Origin of the sequence: Achromobacter sp. LC458 (assembly GCF_001005835.2) — a bacterium.
GTDB classification, from domain to species: domain Bacteria; phylum Pseudomonadota; class Gammaproteobacteria; order Burkholderiales; family Burkholderiaceae_B; genus Achromobacter; species Achromobacter spanius_B.
Map to the genome: position 1 here is coordinate 23,732 of NZ_LBHW02000048.1, position 16,254 is coordinate 39,985.

The 16,254-nt window shown below is 66.1% G+C and carries 16 protein-coding genes; 10 read left to right on the forward strand and 6 right to left on the reverse strand.

The features are described from left to right. Nucleotides 1-53: 53 nt before the first annotated feature. Complete coding sequence (locus YH64_RS26420) at nucleotides 54-482, reverse strand: VOC family protein (RefSeq protein WP_046807211.1); 429 nt, start codon at nucleotides 480-482, stop codon at nucleotides 54-56. Between the two features lie 148 nt (nucleotides 483-630). On the opposite strand from YH64_RS26420, the gene YH64_RS26425 reads away from it, so the two are divergent. The 10 genes from YH64_RS26425 to YH64_RS26470 all read left to right on the forward strand — a co-directional run bounded on the left by YH64_RS26425 (nucleotide 631) and on the right by YH64_RS26470 (nucleotide 8,629). Continuing rightward, nucleotides 631-1,038, forward strand: a complete 408-nt coding sequence (locus YH64_RS26425) for a carboxymuconolactone decarboxylase family protein (protein WP_046807210.1) — start codon at nucleotides 631-633, stop codon at nucleotides 1,036-1,038. 9 nt (nucleotides 1,039-1,047) lie between these two features. Further along, the gene (locus YH64_RS26430; protein ID WP_046807209.1) at nucleotides 1,048-1,659 is read left to right on the forward strand and encodes an LON peptidase substrate-binding domain-containing protein; all 612 of its coding nucleotides are present in this window, start codon (nucleotides 1,048-1,050) and stop codon (nucleotides 1,657-1,659) included. Nucleotides 1,660-1,691: 32 nt separating this feature from the next. Then, nucleotides 1,692-2,576: a hypothetical protein gene (locus YH64_RS26435; RefSeq protein ID WP_046807231.1), complete on the forward strand. Its 885-nt coding sequence runs from the start codon at nucleotides 1,692-1,694 to the stop codon at nucleotides 2,574-2,576. 169 nt (nucleotides 2,577-2,745) lie between these two features. Next, complete coding sequence (locus YH64_RS26440) at nucleotides 2,746-3,426, forward strand: RraA family protein (RefSeq protein ID WP_046807208.1); 681 nt, start codon at nucleotides 2,746-2,748, stop codon at nucleotides 3,424-3,426. Then, nucleotides 3,423-4,625 (forward strand): aminotransferase class I/II-fold pyridoxal phosphate-dependent enzyme, encoded by a 1,203-nt coding sequence (locus YH64_RS26445; RefSeq protein ID WP_046807207.1) that lies wholly within the window; start codon nucleotides 3,423-3,425, stop codon nucleotides 4,623-4,625. Before YH64_RS26440 ends, YH64_RS26445 begins: the two co-directional genes overlap by 4 nt. A gap of 39 nt (nucleotides 4,626-4,664) precedes the next feature. Further along, entirely contained in the window at nucleotides 4,665-5,486 is an 822-nt protein-coding gene (locus YH64_RS26450; protein ID WP_046807230.1) for an ABC transporter substrate-binding protein, read from the forward strand. Nucleotides 5,487-5,517: 31 nt separating this feature from the next. Next, nucleotides 5,518-6,207 carry an amino acid ABC transporter permease gene (locus YH64_RS26455; RefSeq protein WP_046807206.1) on the forward strand — a complete coding sequence of 230 codons (690 nt, stop codon included), beginning with the start codon at nucleotides 5,518-5,520 and terminating at the stop codon, nucleotides 6,205-6,207. Further along, the gene (locus tag YH64_RS26460) at nucleotides 6,200-6,889 is read left to right on the forward strand and encodes an amino acid ABC transporter permease (RefSeq protein ID WP_046807205.1); all 690 of its coding nucleotides are present in this window, start codon (nucleotides 6,200-6,202) and stop codon (nucleotides 6,887-6,889) included. Before YH64_RS26455 ends, YH64_RS26460 begins: the two co-directional genes overlap by 8 nt. Nucleotides 6,890-6,900: 11 nt before the next feature. Next, on the forward strand, nucleotides 6,901-7,635 hold the full coding sequence (locus YH64_RS26465; protein ID WP_046807204.1) for an amino acid ABC transporter ATP-binding protein: 735 nt from the start codon (nucleotides 6,901-6,903) through the stop codon (nucleotides 7,633-7,635). Between the two features lie 34 nt (nucleotides 7,636-7,669). Then, a complete protein-coding gene (locus tag YH64_RS26470; RefSeq protein ID WP_104143846.1) occupies nucleotides 7,670-8,629 on the forward strand; it encodes a LysR family transcriptional regulator in 960 nt (319 codons plus the stop codon). 85 nt (nucleotides 8,630-8,714) lie between these two features. Here the strand turns inward: YH64_RS26470 and YH64_RS26475 are convergent, their stop codons facing one another. From YH64_RS26475 to YH64_RS26495, 5 genes are all read right to left on the reverse strand, one after another. Next, nucleotides 8,715-9,128: an I78 family peptidase inhibitor gene (locus YH64_RS26475; protein ID WP_046807203.1), complete on the reverse strand. Its 414-nt coding sequence runs from the start codon at nucleotides 9,126-9,128 to the stop codon at nucleotides 8,715-8,717. Nucleotides 9,129-9,285: 157 nt separating this feature from the next. Continuing rightward, on the reverse strand, nucleotides 9,286-12,534 hold the full coding sequence (locus tag YH64_RS26480) for an error-prone DNA polymerase (protein ID WP_255444760.1): 3,249 nt from the start codon (nucleotides 12,532-12,534) through the stop codon (nucleotides 9,286-9,288). Between the two features lie 10 nt (nucleotides 12,535-12,544). After that, nucleotides 12,545-14,014, reverse strand: a complete 1,470-nt coding sequence (locus tag YH64_RS26485; protein WP_046807201.1) for a DNA polymerase Y family protein — start codon at nucleotides 14,012-14,014, stop codon at nucleotides 12,545-12,547. After that, complete coding sequence (imuA, locus tag YH64_RS26490) at nucleotides 13,944-14,648, reverse strand: translesion DNA synthesis-associated protein ImuA (RefSeq protein WP_046807200.1); 705 nt, start codon at nucleotides 14,646-14,648, stop codon at nucleotides 13,944-13,946. Before imuA ends, YH64_RS26485 begins: the two co-directional genes overlap by 71 nt. A 105-nt stretch (nucleotides 14,649-14,753) precedes the next feature. Further along, on the reverse strand, nucleotides 14,754-16,254 hold a 1,501-nt coding region (locus YH64_RS26495; RefSeq protein ID WP_370512781.1), incomplete at its 5' end, for an amino acid permease.

The following is a 16,254-nucleotide window of genomic DNA, read 5'->3' on the forward strand; positions in this document are numbered from 1 at the left end:
GGGTGCCTTCGCGCGTCCGTGCGCCGGTGCGTCCGCCCGCGCGCCGCTGCGGATCAGTGCGTCATCTTGCCGCCGCTGACCATCCAGCGCGTACCGTAGCGGTCCACCAGCGCGCCGTATGCCTCGGCCCAGAACGTTTTTTGCAGCGGCATGGTTACGTTGCCGCCTTCGGCCAGTTGGTCAAATACCCGCTGGGCATCCGACACTGTCGGGTACAGCAGCGCCAGCGCCATGCCTTTCTTGCCTGTGTACGGGTGGCCGCTGGTGGCGTCGCTGCCCAGCAGCGTCTGCTCGTCCAGCGCCAGCCGGGCGACCATGATGCGGTCGGCGTCCTCGGGGGACAGGGCGGGCATGGCGGCATCGGCGGGCGCGTCGGCGTAGCGGATCAGGGCGTCAAGGCGTCCGCCCAGCACACGCTCGTAAAAGCGCATGGCGTCGGCGCAGTTGCCGTCAAAGCTGAGATAGGCGGATAGCTGGGGCATGATGGTTCCTGGTTCTACGGCGGACAGCTGCAAGAAACGCCGTCGCACTATGATGGAAGGCCCGACCCGCAATACCGCACGGCCCGGCAACCTACGCACTGTAGCCGGTTGGGAAGGATGCCGGGCGGCTTCATAAAGGAATGGCGACATGAGCACGGTAAAACTGCTGACGGACGACGAGGTCCGCAAAAGCCCCGAAGCGTGGGCGGTGTTTGAAGACATCCGATCCACGCGCAAGTCGGACTTCGTGAACAACTTCTGGCGCGCGCTGGCCAACGACCCGGCGCAATTGCAGCGCGTGTGGTCGCAGCTTAAACAGGTCATGGTCGCCGAGGGCGAATTGCCGCCGCTCGTGCGCGAGATGATCTACATTGCCGTGTCCACGGCCAACGGCTGCTCTTACTGCGTGCATTCGCATACGGCGTCCGCCAAGGCCAAGGGAATGACCCCCGGCCAGCACGCCGAATTGCTGGCGGTGATCGGCATGGCGGCGCAGACCAACGCCATGGTGACGGCCATGCAGGTGCCGGTGGACGCCGCCTTCGACATCAAATAGGAGCCGGCCATGGCGCTGATTCCGCTGTTTCCCTTATCCAACGCGCTGTTTCCCGCCGGCGTGCTGCACCTGCGCATCTTCGAGGTGCGCTATCTGGATATGATCCGCCGCTGCATCGCGGAGGGCAGCGAGTTTGGCGTGGTGGGTTTGCTGGCTGGTAGCGAAGTGCGTTCGCCAGAGGGCGTTGAGACCCTGGCGCCGGTCGGCACGCTGGCGCGCGTGGTGGCGTGGGAGGCGCCCATGCCCGCGTTGCTGCAAGTGCGCTGTATTGGCGGCAGCCGGTTCCGGCTGTTGTCCAGCAAGGTGGCAAAATACGGCCTGTGGATGGGCCAGACCGAGCCCATCGCCGACGACCCGCCCACGCCCGTGCCGGCGTCCATGCAGCCCAGCGCCGATGCCTTGGGACGGCTGGTGGCGCAATGGCAGCAAGAGGGCGTGCCGCCAGACAGGATGCCGCTTGCGCCGCCGTTCCGGCTGGACGACAGCGGCTGGGTGGCGGATCGCTGGTGCGAACTGCTGCCCTTGCCGCCGGACGACAAGGCCCGGCTGCTGGGCCTTGCGGACCCGGTGGCACGGCTGGCGGCGGTTCAGGATCTGCTGCGTGGCCAGGGGCTGACGTAGCACTGCTTGGCAAGATAAACCAATTGGACACCATGGAAATCAGGATTGACGAGGGCCTGCGCGCCTATATAGACCCTTTGACCGAAGACGAGCACGAGGCACTGGAGCGCAGCCTGCTTGCCGAGGGCTGCCGCGATGCGCTGGTGCTGTGGGGCGACCTGCTGGTGGACGGCCACAACCGTTATGCCTTGTGCAAGAAGCACGGCATCGAATTCCAGACGCGTCAGAACACCACGTTCAAGTCGATGGAAGACGTGCACCTGTGGATGATTGAAAACCACCTGGGCCGACGCAGCGTGTCGGACTTCCAGCGCGGCGTGCTGGCGCTGCGCAAAAAAGAAATCCTGCTGGCGCGCACGCCGCCGGAAGCCGCGACGCCGCCGGAAGGCGAAGCGGAGGACGGGTCCCCGCCCTGGGACGAATCCGACGCGCCGCCCAGCGTGGATGGCGCGCCGCGCCTGCCGCCCAATATCTCGTGGACGCCGCCCGTGCCCAGCCGCCAGGCGTTGGCGCGCGCCGCGCGCATCAGCAGCAATACGTTGGGCCAGATCGAAAAAATCCAGAAGGACGCCGCGCCCGAACTGGTGCGCGCCGTGAAAGAGGGCGCCATTTCGATCAACGCGGCGGCGGCGGTGGCCTCGTTGCCGCCCGAGCGTCAGGCCGCGGCGGTGGCCGGCGGCAAGAAAGAGCTGCAACAGGCCGCCCGCGAAGTGCGTCTGGCCAAGGCCCCGCCGCCGCGCGAAGCCCCGCCCGAAGTCCCCATCGAGCACATCGCGGATCTGCCCGCCGAGGTGGCCCGCTTGCGCGGAGTGTTGGCGCGCGTGACCGAAGAACGCGATCAGCTGAAAAAGAAGGTCATGCATCTGACGATTGCGCTGTCCGAGGCGCGGGGCGCCAGCAATGGCGGGGATGATTGAAGGGGATTGGCCCGGGTTGATCAGGGGAAGGGATAACCCTTAACGTCCGGATATAAGAAAAAAATTCGTGGTCGGCTGGGAATTTATATCGTTTTGAGGAAAGGCGGCCGGGGCCTTGTAATGCGTATTCGCTTAACCGCTAGACGCATCCACCCCCATCGACTTTCTTATGACTCCCATCGGATTTCGCATTCTTTCCCGGTCGGCCCCGGCCGTGGCCGCCGACGTACTGGCCGGCTTTGCCGATATCGGCTCGGCCCAGATCAGCGACTGCATGAACCGCCTTTACGGCGTGGCGGACTTGCGTCCGATGCACGGCGGCACGCGCCGCATGGTCGGCCTGGCGCTGACCGTGAAGACGCGGCCGGGCGATAACCTGATGATCCATCAGGCAATTTCCATGGGCGGGGCAGGCGACGTCATCGTGGTCGATGGCGCTGGCGACACCAGCAACGCGCTGGTCGGCGAACTGATGATGATGGATGCGCAGTCGCGCGGCATCGCGGGCTTTGTCATCGACGGCGCGGTGCGCGATGTGGACGTCTTCGGCCAGGGAGAATTTGGCTGCTTCGCGCGCGGCGTCGCGCACAAAGGCCCCTACAAGGACGGCCCGGGCGAAATCAATGTGGCGGTATCGGTCGGCGGGCAGGTCGTTCACGCCGGGGATGTCGTCGTGGGCGATGCCGATGGCGTGGTGGTGATTCCCGCCGAACACGCGGCCGCCGTGCTGGCATTGGCGCAAAAGAAAGAAGCCGACGAAGCCGTCGCCAAGGAAAAGCTGCGCGCGGGCACGTACACCAAACCCTGGTTGGCCAAGACCATTCTTGAAAAAACCGGGGGTGCACAATGAGCATCATTGCCGACCGCATCAAGCGCATCAAGCTGTCGCCCAGCGTTGCCGCGCGCGCCATCATTGCGCAGCTGCGCGAACAAGGCCGCCGCATCATCGACCTGACCATAGGCGAGCCTGATTTTTCAACGCCCGAACATATCCGCCAGGCGGCCACCGCCGCGATGAACCGGGGCGAAACCAAGTACCCGCCCGCGCAGGGCACCGTGGCGTTGCGCCGGGCCGCGCGCGCGCAGTTGCTGGATGCGACCGGCGTGGACTATCCGGTGGGGCAGATCATCGTTAGTACCGGCGCCAAGCAAGTGATTTTCAACGGCCTGGCTGCCACGCTCAATGACGGCGACGAGGTCCTGATTCCCGCGCCGTTCTGGGTGTCTTACCCGGATATGGTGCTGGTCAATGGCGGCGTGCCGGTGGCGGTGACGACGTCTCCCGCGTCGGACTACAAGGTCACGCCGCAGGCGCTGGAAGCCGCCATCACGCCGCGCACCAAGTGGCTGATGATGAACGCGCCCAGCAACCCCACGGGGTCGGTCTATACCGCCGAGGAATTGCGCGGGCTGACCGATGTGCTCAAGCGCCATCCGCACGTGTGGTTGATGACGGACGACATCTACGCCCGCCTGAATTTCACGGGTGAACCGACGGTGCATCCGTTGCAGGTGGCGCCCGAGCTGGCTGACCGCACGCTGGTGGTCAACGGCGTGTCCAAGGCGTACGCCATGACGGGCTGGCGCATCGGCTATGGCGCCGGGCCCGACGAATTGATCAAGGCGATGGCGATACTGCAATCGCAAAGCACGTCCGGCGCGTCGTCCGTCAGCCAGGCGGCGGCGCTGGAAGCGCTGTCCGGTCCGCAGGATTGTGTGGCGGAATTTGCGCGCATCTTCCAGCAACGCCGCGACCTGGCCGTGGCCGAGCTGGCCGGCGCGCCGGGGCTGACCATCGTGGTGCCGCAAGGCGCGTTCTATGTGTTCCCGGATTGCTCGGGCCTGCTGGGCAAGAAGACGCCCTCGGGCGAGGTGATCGCCAGCGACACCGACTTGACGCATTACCTGCTGCGCGAAGCGGGCGTGGCCGTGATCGACGGCAACGCCTATGGCGCGCCGGGCACGTTCCGTTTGTCGTTCGCGGCGTCGATGGACGATATCAAGCAAGGATGTGCCGCGATCCGCGAGGCCTGCGCCAAGCTGTCGTGAATGCCGTTTGACCAACACAACATACAAGGGGAATCATCCATGAAACGTCATACTTTTTTTGCAGCTTGCCTGGGCCTGGCCACGTTGGCCGTCGGCGCTGCCGCGCAAGCAGATCAGGTCGAGGACATCAAGGCGCGCGGCGAACTGGTTTGCGGCACGCTGGGCACGTCGCAGCCGTTCAGCTTCCAGGACGGCGCCACGCGCCAGTTGGTGGGCTATGACGTAGACGTGTGCAAACTGGTTGCCGACAAGCTGGGCGTGAAGATCAGCTACAAGCTGCTGTCGGTGGCGGCGCGCGTGCCGGAACTGAACGAAGGGCGCGTGGACATCCTGGCCGCCAACCTGGGTTATTCGCCGGATCGCGCCGAACAGATCGCGTTCAGCCACGCCTACTACGTCAGCCCGCAAAAGCTGCTGGTGCGCAAGGATTCGGGCTTTGATTCGATTGACGCGCTGAACGGCCGCCGCATCGGCGCCACCAAGGGTTCCAGCTCGGAACGCGAGATCAAGCGCATCCTGAACAAGTCGCAGGTGATTGGTTATGGCGACAGTTCGGCCACCTATCTGGCCTTGCAGCAAAAGAAGGTGGACGCGCAATTTGCCTCTGAACTGGTGCTGGTGCGGCTGGTGCTGCAAAGCCCGCCCACGGCGCCCGTCAGCGTGATTGCCAAGTCGGTGTTCGACGAACCCTGGGGCCTGGGCGTGCGCAAGTCCGAGCCGCGCATGCTGCAAACGGTGAACCAGGCCCTGGACGACGCCGAAAGCTCGGGCGCGGCCGCCAAGCTGTTCGACAAGTGGTTCGGCCCGACCACCCCCTACAAGCTGGAGCGCGGTTTCAAGATCGGCCCCATCGCCGGCTGATGCCCGCGCAACCGCCAGGGGCCGACGCTTTATGAGCCTGCTAGACGCTTCCCAATACCAGCTGCTGTTCAGCGGCATGGTGGTCACCGTGCAACTGTTCTTCGTTGCGTGGGTCATGGCCTTTGCCATCGCGGTGACGCTGGTGGTGGTGCGCGCCACCAACCTGGCGCCGTGCCGCTGGGTGGTGGACGCGTATGTCGAATACCACCGCAACGTGCCGCTGTTGGTGCAGGTATTGTTCTGGTATTTCGGCATGCCCGAGCTGCTGCCCGAAGGGCTGCGAATGTGGCTCTACGATCACAACGCCGAGATGTCGCTGGCGGCGATTGCGCTGGCGCTGGGCTCGGCCGCCTACATCGCCGAGGACATCCGCAGCGGCCTGCGCGCCATACCGTGGACGCAGTTCGAGGCGGCGCGCGCGCTGGGCGCGAGCTACCTGCAATGCATGCGCTTCGTGATCGTGCCGCAGGCGCTGCGCATTTCCATTCCGCCTTTGGTCGGCCGCGCGTTGCTGCTGTTCAAGAACACCAGCGTCGCGATGGCGATCGGCGTGATGGAACTGACCTACCAGGCGCGCGAGATCGAAAACGAAACCTATCGCACCTTCGCCACCTTCGGCGCGGCAACGATCATGTACCTGCTGGGATCGTTCCTGATCATGGCGGTGGGGTCGCGCATCTACGCCCGTTATCGTTTGAATCGCGGAGGCCACGGTGCTTGATCTGCTGTCGCAATACTGGCCGACGCTGCTGGTCGGCCAATACCCCAACGGGCCCCTGGGCGGTCTGGCGCTGACGCTGATCCTGGCGGCGCTGGGGCTGCTGATGTCCTTGCCGCTGGCGCTGCTGATTGCGCTGGCCCGTGTCAGCCCGTTCGGCGCGCTGCGCGTTGCCAGCAAGGCGCTGGTCAACATGGTGCGCGGCATGCCGCTGCTGATGCTGATCTTCTGGGCGTACTTCGTGGTGCCCAAGCTGACGGGGCAGGTGGTCAGCGGTTTCTGGACGCTGATCTTTGCGCTGGTCGTCTACGAAAGCGCCTATCTGTCGGAGGTGATCCGGTCGGGCATCGAGGCGGTGCCGCGCGGCCAGATCGAGGCGTCCCGGTCGCTGGGCGTGGGTTACTGGACCACGATGCGCAAGGTGGTGCTGCCGCAGGCGCTGTTTAACGTGTTGCCCAGCATGACCAGTCAGTTCGTGTCCACGATCAAGGAAACGTCGCTGGGCTACGTCATCAGCGTCAATGAACTGACGTTTGCCGCCAACCAGATCAACAACCTGGTGCTGACGCAGCCGCTGCAAGTGTTCGGCATCCTGGCCATCATCTATTTCCTGGTGTGCTTCAGCCTGAGCCGCGGCTTGAGCTGGCTGGACCTGCATATCCGCCGCTCGCGCGCCATGGCTTAACGGAAAGAATCATGATCAAGCTTGAAAAAGTGAACAAGTGGTATGGCGACCATCACGTGCTCAAGGATGTCGACCTGTCGGTGGCGCGTGGTGAAGTGCTGGTGGTGTGCGGGCCGTCGGGTTCGGGCAAGTCGACGATGATCCGCACGGTGAACCGGCTGGAACCCATCGAAAAAGGCCGCATCCTGATCGATGGGGCCGACATCTACCAAAAGGGCGCCAACCTGAATGCGCTGCGCCAGAAGATCGGTTTCGTGTTTCAGCAGTTCAACCTGTTTCCGCACATGAGCGTGCTGGAAAACGTGATCTTCGCGCCGGTCAACATCCGCAAGCAGCCGCGCAAGCAGGCGGTGGAATTGGCGCGTGCCTTGCTGGAACGGGTCGGGCTGTTGAACAAGATCGATGCCTATCCGGGTTCGCTGTCGGGTGGTCAGCAGCAACGCGTGGCGATTGCCCGTGCGTTGGCGTTGCAGCCGCCGGTGATGTTGTTCGACGAGCCGACCAGCGCGCTGGACCCGGAAATGGTGGGCGAGGTGTTGCAGGTGATGAAGGGCTTGGCCAAGGACGGCATGACGATGGTCTGCGTGACACACGAAATGGGTTTCGCGCGCGACGTCTGTGACCGCGTCGTTTTCATGGATGGCGGCGAGATCCTGGAGGTTGACACGCCCGAGCGCTTTTTCAGCGCGCCGTCGCATCCGCGCGCGCAGCGCTTCCTGGCCGACATCCTGCATCCGCGCGGCTAGCGCCGCCTGCCGCGATGGTAATGTGAGGGTTTCCATGCGTTTCGCCTCGACCGCCGCGATGTACACCCTTAAACAGCTAGAGGCTTTTTACTGGAGCTCCGAACTTGGCAGCTTCAGCGCATCTTCCCGAAAACTGCACACGACCCAATCGGCGGTGGCCAAGCGGGTGGGCGAACTCGAAGCCTTTGCGGGCTCGCCCTTGTTCGAGCGGCGCGCCAAGAAACTGGTGATGACGCCGCAAGGCCGCAAGCTGTTCGAACTGGCGCGCGAGATGCTGGACCTGAACAGCCGCATCGTGCAGAACATGGCCGACCCCGCCAGTTTCGAAGGCGTGGTGCGGCTGGGCGTGACCGAACTGGTCGGCATGACCTGGCTGGCGCGGCTGATCAACCAGATCAGCCAGCGCTATCCGCGCGTGCAGCTGATGCCCGAGATCGACGGTGGCATCACGCTGTACGAACGGCTGGAACAAGACCAGTTGGACCTGGCCATCATGCCGGGGCCTTTCTGGAGCTACCAATACGACTGCACGCACCTGGGCGCCGTCACCAACGTCTGGATGGCCAGCCCCGCGCTGGACATTGATTTCCAGGCGCGCTTGTCACCCCAGGACCTGGCGCCGTATCCGGTGATTTCGCAGCCGACCAACTCCGCGCTGTCGCATCTGTATGACGCCTGGTTCGCGGAACAGGGTTTGCCCGTCAAGCGGGTGTTGACCTGCAACAGCCTGGGGATGATGGCGCAGTTGACGATGCTGGGGCTGGGCATCAGCTATCTGCCTGGCGCCTACTTTGCGCCGCTGGTCGAGCGCGGCGCGCTGTGCCAGTTGAATGTGCAGCCCGATCTGCCCACGATCAATTACTACGCGGTGCACAAGAAAAACATCGTCAACCCGATTGTGTCGCGGGTGATAGACATTGCGCGCGAGGAATGCGCGTTCGAAGTGGCGGGGGCATTCCTGCCCCACGTGCCACCCACGCCGCCCGCGGCCTGAGGCGGCCCGCCGGGGCGGGGATGGCGAGGAATGGGACGGGGATGGGCGCGACGGCCGGCGCCGTCTTGCCTTGGATGCCGCCGGATCAGCCGCAGCGAATCGCGGTCATGACGTCTTTGTCATCCACGATCAGGTTCAGGCGGGTGGCGTTGTACTCCATGGTCACGAGTTGACCGGGGCGCAAAATGCGCGCCGTGCTGCTGCCGCTGCGGGTACGCAGGTCTTCCATGGTAGAGGTCGTGGCCTTTTGGCCGATCTGCGATTGCAGCGCGGCCGCATCGCAAGTCTTGGTGCCGTAGCCCGGCATGGCCGAGCCGCCTGCCGACCCGCCATAGGATGAGCCGCCGAAAGTAGAGCCACCGGACGCGCTGGATGCGCCGGACGAGGAAGACGCGCTGGAGGAGCTGGATGCCGACGACGCGCCGGACGAAGACGTCCCGGTATTGGCGCATGCGGTCAGGCTGGCAATCAGAAGGAAAGGGATCAGCTTGCGGATCATGTAAAGCTCCTTACAACTACTCGACGACGAAAAAGCCATGATAGACCAGCCTTGGCGCGCTGTAATCAGGGATCAGCGAGCACCTGAAATCTGATCGGTTTTGGCGTTGGTTTGCCCCGTGGGCATGCCGATTCGGGAACTTGACAAGCGCGTGACGTCAATGAAAATTCCGGCTATGCGCCGCCAGGCCGCCCAGCAGGTCGGACAGGTCCACCAGGCGTTGGGCGATCAGGTGGCGGATGCCGTCGACGCTTTGCCAGGTGCCGTAGACGCCCAGCAGTTTGGCCCCGAGTAGTTCGCGGCGTTGGCGTTCGATCAGGTCGGGACGGACGACGACGTTGACGGGGCCGGTTTCGTCTTCCAGGGTTACGAAGATGACGCCCTTGGAGGTTTGTGGCCGTTGGCGCACGGTGACGATGCCGCAGGCGCGGGCGACGCGTTTGTCGGGGTAGCCGTTCAGGACCTCGGCGGGTTGGAAGTTGCGAGCGACCAGTTGGGGGCGTAGCAGCGCGACCGGGTGGCTGTGCAGCGTCAGGCCCAGGCTGCGGTAATCGGCGGCCACGGTCTGGCTTTCGGACGGGGCCGACAGCTGGGGGGCCTGCGTTTCGACGATGGCGGCGTCGCGCAGCAGGTCGCGGCTTTGTACGCTGGCGGCGGCTTCCCAGCTGGCTTGGCGGCGGTGGCCGGCCAGCGTGCGCAGCGCGTCGCCGGCGGCCAGCACGTTCAGGTCGTGGCGGTTCAGGGTGGCGCGGCGGGCCAGGTCGCCGGTGTCGGCAAAGGGCGCCTGTGCGCGCGCCTGTTCGATGCGCCGGGCGGCGTCTTCGCGCATACCTTGCAGCAAGTTCAAACCCAGCCGCACGGCCGGGCGCGCCTGGTCGGCAGGCGGCGAATGCGGGCGGGGGCGGCGCTGGGCGCCGGGGTGGTCGGCGGGCAGGGTTTCCAACGCGGATTCCCAGCCGCTGACGGTGACGTCGGCGGGCAGCACACAGACGCCGTGGCGGCGGGCGTCCTGCACCAGTTGGGCGGGGGCGTAGAACCCCATGGGTTGGGAATTGAGCAGGGCGGCCAGGAAGGCCTCGGGTTCGTGGCGCTTGAGCCAGGAACTGAAGTACGCCAGCAGGGCGAAGCTGGCGGCATGGCTTTCCGGGAACCCGTATTCGCCAAACCCCTCGACCTGCCGGAACAGCGCTTCGGCGAATTCCAGCTTGTAGCCGTGCGCCAGCAGGCCACCCACCAGCTTGATGCGGAATTTGTCCACGCCGCCCTTGCGTTTCCAGGCGGCCATGGAGCGGCGCAACTGGTCGGCCTCGCCCGGGGTGAAGCCGGCGGCCACCACGGCAATCTGCATCACCTGTTCCTGGAAGATGGGCACGCCCATGGTGCGGCTGAGCACGCCTCGGACCTTCTCGCTGGGATAGGTTTCGGCTTCCTTGCCCTGGCGGCGGCGCAGGTAGGGGTGGACCATGCCGCCCTGGATCGGGCCGGGGCGCACGATGGCCACCTGCACGACCAGGTCGTAGTATTTGCGCGGACGCAGGCGGGGCAGCATCGTCATCTGCGCGCGTGATTCGATCTGGAACACGCCCACCGTGTCGGCCTCGCAGATCATGTCGTAGGTGGCTTCGTCGCCTTCGGGTATGTCTTGCAGCGCCAGCGGCCGGCCCCGGCGCTGGCCGGCCAATTCCAGCGTGCGGCGCAGGGCGGACAGCATGCCCAGCGCCAGCACGTCCACTTTCAGCAGTTTCAGCGCGTCCAGGTCGTCTTTGTCCCATTGCACGACGCTGCGGTCCTGCATGGCGGCGTTTTCAATGGGCACCAGCCGCGACAGCTTGCCGCGTGAAATCACAAAGCCGCCGGGGTGCTGCGACAGGTGGCGTGGAAAGCCCATCATGGTTTGCGCCAGCGACGCCCATTGCCGCGCCACGCGCGATTCCGGGTCCAGCCCGCAGGTGCCCAGCGTGCGCAGCATTTCCTTTTTGCCGTCCCACCATTGATGGGCGCGCGCCACCGCGTCGATGACGCCCAGGTCCACGCCCAGCGCGCTGCCGGTGTCGCGCAACACACTGCGCGGCCGGTACGAAATGACCACGGCGGTCAGGGCGGCGCGGTCGCGTCCGTATTTGTCGTAGATGTATTGGATGACTTCTTCGCGGCGCTGGTGTTCGAAGTCCACGTCGATGTCGGGGGGTTCGTTGCGTTCCTTGCTGATGAAACGTTCAAACAGGTTGTTGCCTCGGGCCGGATCGACGGCGGTGATGCCCAGGCAATAACAGACGGCGGAGTTGGCGGCGGACCCCCGGCCCTGGCACAGGATGCCCTGGCTGCGCGCGTACTGGACGATGTCGTAGACGGTCAGGAAATACGCTTCGTAGTGCAGCTCGCCGATCAGGTCGAGTTCTTTTTCGATCTGGGCTTCGACGTTTTCCGGGACGCCGGCAGGAAAGCGGCGGGCGGCGCCGGCCAGGGTTTCCTGGCGCAGATAAGAGGCGGGCGTGTGGCCGGGCGGCACGACCTCGTCGGGGTATTCGTAGCGCAGCTCGTCCAGCGAAAACGCGCAGCGGCGCGCCACCACCAGGGTCTGCGCCAGCGCGTCGGGCGGATACAGGTTGGCCAGGCGCATGCGGGTGCGCAGATGCTGCTCGGCATTTTCGGACAATTCGTAGCCGCACTGGGCGACGGTCTGGCGGGTGCGGATGCCGGCCAGCGTGTCGTGCAGGGGCTTGCGCGACCGCACATGCATCTGCACCTGGCCCACCGCTACGACGGGCAGCTCGGCCTGGCGGGCGGCGTGTTCGACGGCGGCGCGGTGCTGGTCGTCGCGCGACCGGTACAGCAGGTTCAAGCCGACCCAGGCGCGGTTGGCAAACACGCGTGCCAGCCAGCGCGCCTGCTCGGCCAGGCGGTCGGCGTCGGTGCCGTAGGCGGGCGTCAGGATGGCCAGGCATTCCGGTAACTGGCGCAGGTGTTCGTAGCCCTTGGGCGGGTGGGTCAGGTCTTCGGGGGCCAGCCGGTATTCGCCCTTGGGGGCGCGGGTGCGGGCCAGCGTGATGAGTTCGGACAGGTTGCCGTAGCCTTCGCGGGTTTGCGCCAGCAGGGTCAGGCCCAGCGGGGCGGCGTCGGGCGCGGCGCGCAGCTGGAACGTGGCGCCGATGATCAGCGGCAGCTTCTGGGTCTTGGCCTCCATGTGGGCGCGAACCACGCCGGCCAGCGAGCATTCGTCGGTCAGCGCCAGCGCGGCGTAGCCGAGTTCCGCCGCGCGCGCGACCAGTTCTTCCGGGTGCGAGGCGCCTTGCAGGAAGGAAAAATTCGACTGGCATTGCAGCTCGGCGTAGCCGGGCAGGGTGGCTAACGCAGCGGGGTCGGCGGGGTCGGCCGGGTCGGACGGGTCGTAGGGATCGTCTTGCATGGGGCCGGCCTTAAGCGTACAGCCCGTGCAGGAACCAGCGCGCGTGTTCGGCGTCGCGTTCGCGGTAGATCCAGTAGCGCGCCGCCGCCGCGTCTTCGGCAACGAAGTAATCGCGCACGGTCAGGGCCGGGTCCCACCAGCCGCTTTCGATGCGTTCCGGCCCGCGCACCAGCCGCAGCGGCTGGCCGCCGTACTGGGGGCGATGACCCGACAGCTTCAAGGCCAGCGGCGTTTCCAGCAGCCAGAAGGGGCGGTCAAGCAAGGGCGGCAGGGGCTGGGGCGGGCGCGGGGTGGCCAGCGCATCGCCCCAGGAATTGGCGGCTTCGGGGCGGTGGTCGGGCGTGGGATGGGCATGGCGCACCTGGTCGCGACCCAGCCGGGCCACCAGCAGATCCAGCAGCCGGGCGTGGTCGGCCGCGGTGCCGCCGGGCTCGGGGAACAAGGTGGTGCTGACGGCGGGCTGTTCCACGGTGTCGGGCGCCAGCAGCGATACGGCGATGACGGGCGCTTCCAGCGTGACGTGGTTCAACTTTTCGCGCAGCAGGTGCAAGATCTGCGGCGCCTGCCAGACCGGCTGCGCCAGCGCCAGTTCCAGTTCGGTGGGCGGGCGGGCATGGCGGCCGCGTTCGTGTTCCATGCAGAGCACCACGCGGCGCACCGCCAGTTGCCGGGCGGTAAGCCAGCCGCCCAGCTGCTCGGCCAGGCGGCGCGCCACTGCCAGCACGGCGTCGGTGTGCTCGACGTAGTCCATGAGTTCGATGCGCCGGGAAAACTGGTTGGGCGGTTCGATCCAGCGATACAGTTCGGGCGCCTGGCCATAGGCGGCGTCCAGGGCCGGCAGAAGGTCGGGCGCGCTGCGCCGTTGCAGGCCGGCGCGCGGCAGGGCGCGCAGGTCGGCCAGGGTATGGCAGCCGATGTCGCCCAGCCAGTCCAGCCGCGCCTGCGCCTGGGGCAGCAGCGCTACTGGCAGGGCGTCCAGCCGGCGGGCCAGCGTGGGCAGGGTGAGCGTGCGCCGGGGCATGCGGCGGCCGGCCCGATGCGCCAGCAGCCAGGCGCCCCGGGCCGTGGGCGCCATGCCCAGCGACACGCGCAGGTCCAGCGCTTGCAGGGTGGCGCGTATGTGCCGGGCAAGCGCGCGCGGGCCGCCAAAGAACATCAGGCTGGCGCCCACGTTCAACAGCACGGTGTCGGCATCGCCCAAGGCAATTTCAGGGGTGTATTGCAGCAGCGCCAGCGCCGCGCCGTGCAGGGTGTCGGCTTCGGCTTGGGGCTGGCGGGGCAAGAGCTCGACCTGGGGGGCGATAACGGCCGCGCCGGCGCGGCGCATGCCCGGTTTGACGCCGGCCTGGCGGGCGGCGGGGGTGAGGGCGGCAACGCGTTCCTGGTCCAGGACGGCGAACGCGTGCCCCTCATGCGGCCAGTGCGGGCGTAGTACGTCCAGCGGCAGGCAGCGCAGGAAGGCGGCGATCCAGAGGCGCATGGCGGGGAGAAGACGGCGTAAGCGCGCCGGGCTCCAGGCCCACGTACAGCGGGGTGTCGCAGACAGGCCCCCGGCGCTTCAGAATATGAACGGATAAACCGCCCGGGGCCGGCGCAAGCGCCAGCCGCAACGGGGCGGGGGTGGCGTTTTGCGCGGCGCTGGCCGGGCGGATGGCAATGAACAGCAGGTCGCTGGCCTGGGCCGCCAGATGCAGGCGGCGCAGGGATTCGGGGCGCACGTGCGGCAACCAGCAGATCAGGGCGCCGCAACTGCCGTTTTTTAGGATTTGTTCCGTCGCCCACAGGGTGTCGACGGGTTTTTGCGGCGCCACCCACAGCAATTGCCGGGGGTCCAGCCGCCAGCTCATCCAGCTGGCGATGTGGGGCACGTGCGGCGGCTGGACCAGCGCAATGGGGCGGCGCGTTTCCAGCTGGGCCAGCGCCGGGCGCAGCAGGCGGATTTCGCCCACGCCCGGATGCGGCGTCAACAGTTCGATAAGAGACCCCAGCGGCCAGCCGCCGTCCGGCAGCTCGGCGGAAAGCGAAGCGTGCCCGGTAGGCAGGTTGCGCGCGGCGCCTTTAGCCAACTGGGTGGCGCGCCACAACGCGGGATGGATGCGTTCAGGAGTCATCATTACTGTATGAATATACAGTATTGTAGCTTCCTTTTTGTCGCCCTTCGGTGATCCCTTTGCTGCCCTTTTGTCACCCTTTTCGGGTGTCGGCCCGTCTGGCCAGGCCTATCCCCGATCCAGATCCAGCCCGTAAAAGCGCATGTCGCCGTAGCGCACCCAGCGCGATTTCTTCACCACGCGATGCCCGATCCACAGCGCCAGGAACAGCGGAATGGCCAGATACGTGGACACCACCCCGATCCAGTCGATGCGATCCTGCAAGAACGCCTGGTAGTTCTGGCCCAGCGTCACCACCAGGCACAGCACAAAGGCCAGCACCGGCCCAAACGGGAACAGGCCGGCCTTGTAGGGCAGGTCGGCCGTGTCGTAGCCGTGCCGCACGTAGCCCCGGCGAAAGCGGTAATGGCTGATCGCGATGCTCAACCAGACGATGAATTCCGTCATGCCCGCAAAATTCAGCAGCCAGATATAGACGGCCTTGGGGCTGTAGACCACGCTGAACAGGCACAGGCAGGCCAGTGCCGTGGTGGCCAGCAGCGCGTATAGCGGCACGCCGCCAGGCGTCAGCCGCTTGAACAGCGCGGGCGCCTGGCCCTCGGCCGCCATGTTGAACAGCATGCGGGTGGCGGCGTACATGCCCGAATTGCCGGCCGACAGCACCGACGTCAGGATCACCGCGTTCATCACGGTGGCGGCCGACAGCAGGCCGGCGTGCTGGAACACCAGCGTGAAGGGGCTGACGGCGATGTCTTCCACTTCGTTGCGCAGCAGTTGCGGGTCGGTATAGGGCAGCAGCAGGCCGATGATCAGAATGGCCAGCACATAGAAAAGCAGGATGCGCCAGAACACGTTGTTGATGGCGCGCGGCACGTTGCGGCGCGGGTTTTCGGATTCGCCGGCGGCCACGCCCACCAGTTCGGTGCCCTGGAAGGAATAGGCCACCACCATGGCCACGCCGACCCAGGTGGCCGCGTTGCCCACGAAGGGCGCATCGCCGACGGTCCAGTTCACCAGGCCGACCTGATCGCCGCTGTGGATGATGCCCACCAGCATGCCCAGCCCGACGGCGATAAAGCACAGCACCGCCACCACCTTGATGATGGCGAACCAGTATTCGGCCTCGCCAAAGCTGCGCGCCGAAAACGCGTTCAGCCCGAAGGTCAGTGCCAAAAAGGCCACGCTCCATATCCAGCCCGGCGTGTCCGGCAGCCAGTACGCCATGACCAATTGGGCGGCCACCACGTCCACGGCGACGACCGTGGCCCAGCTGATCCAGAAATTCCATCCCAGCGCGAAGCCAAAGCCGGGGTCTACATAGCGCGACGCATAGGTGCAGAACGACCCGGACACCGGCATGAAGGTGGCAAGCTCGCCCAGGCTGGTCATGATGAAGTAGACCATCAGGCCGATCACCAGGTAGACGAGCAGGGCGCCGCCCGGGCCGGCTTGCGCGATGGCCGCGCCCGAGGCCACGAACAGGCCGGTGCCGATGGCTCCGCCCAGCGCTATCATCGTCAGGTGGCGCGCCTTGAGCACGCGGTGCAGCTGATTCCGGCTAGCGGGAGTCGCGCCAGAATCGGGGGTTTGTGTTTGCATTGCAGGGGGT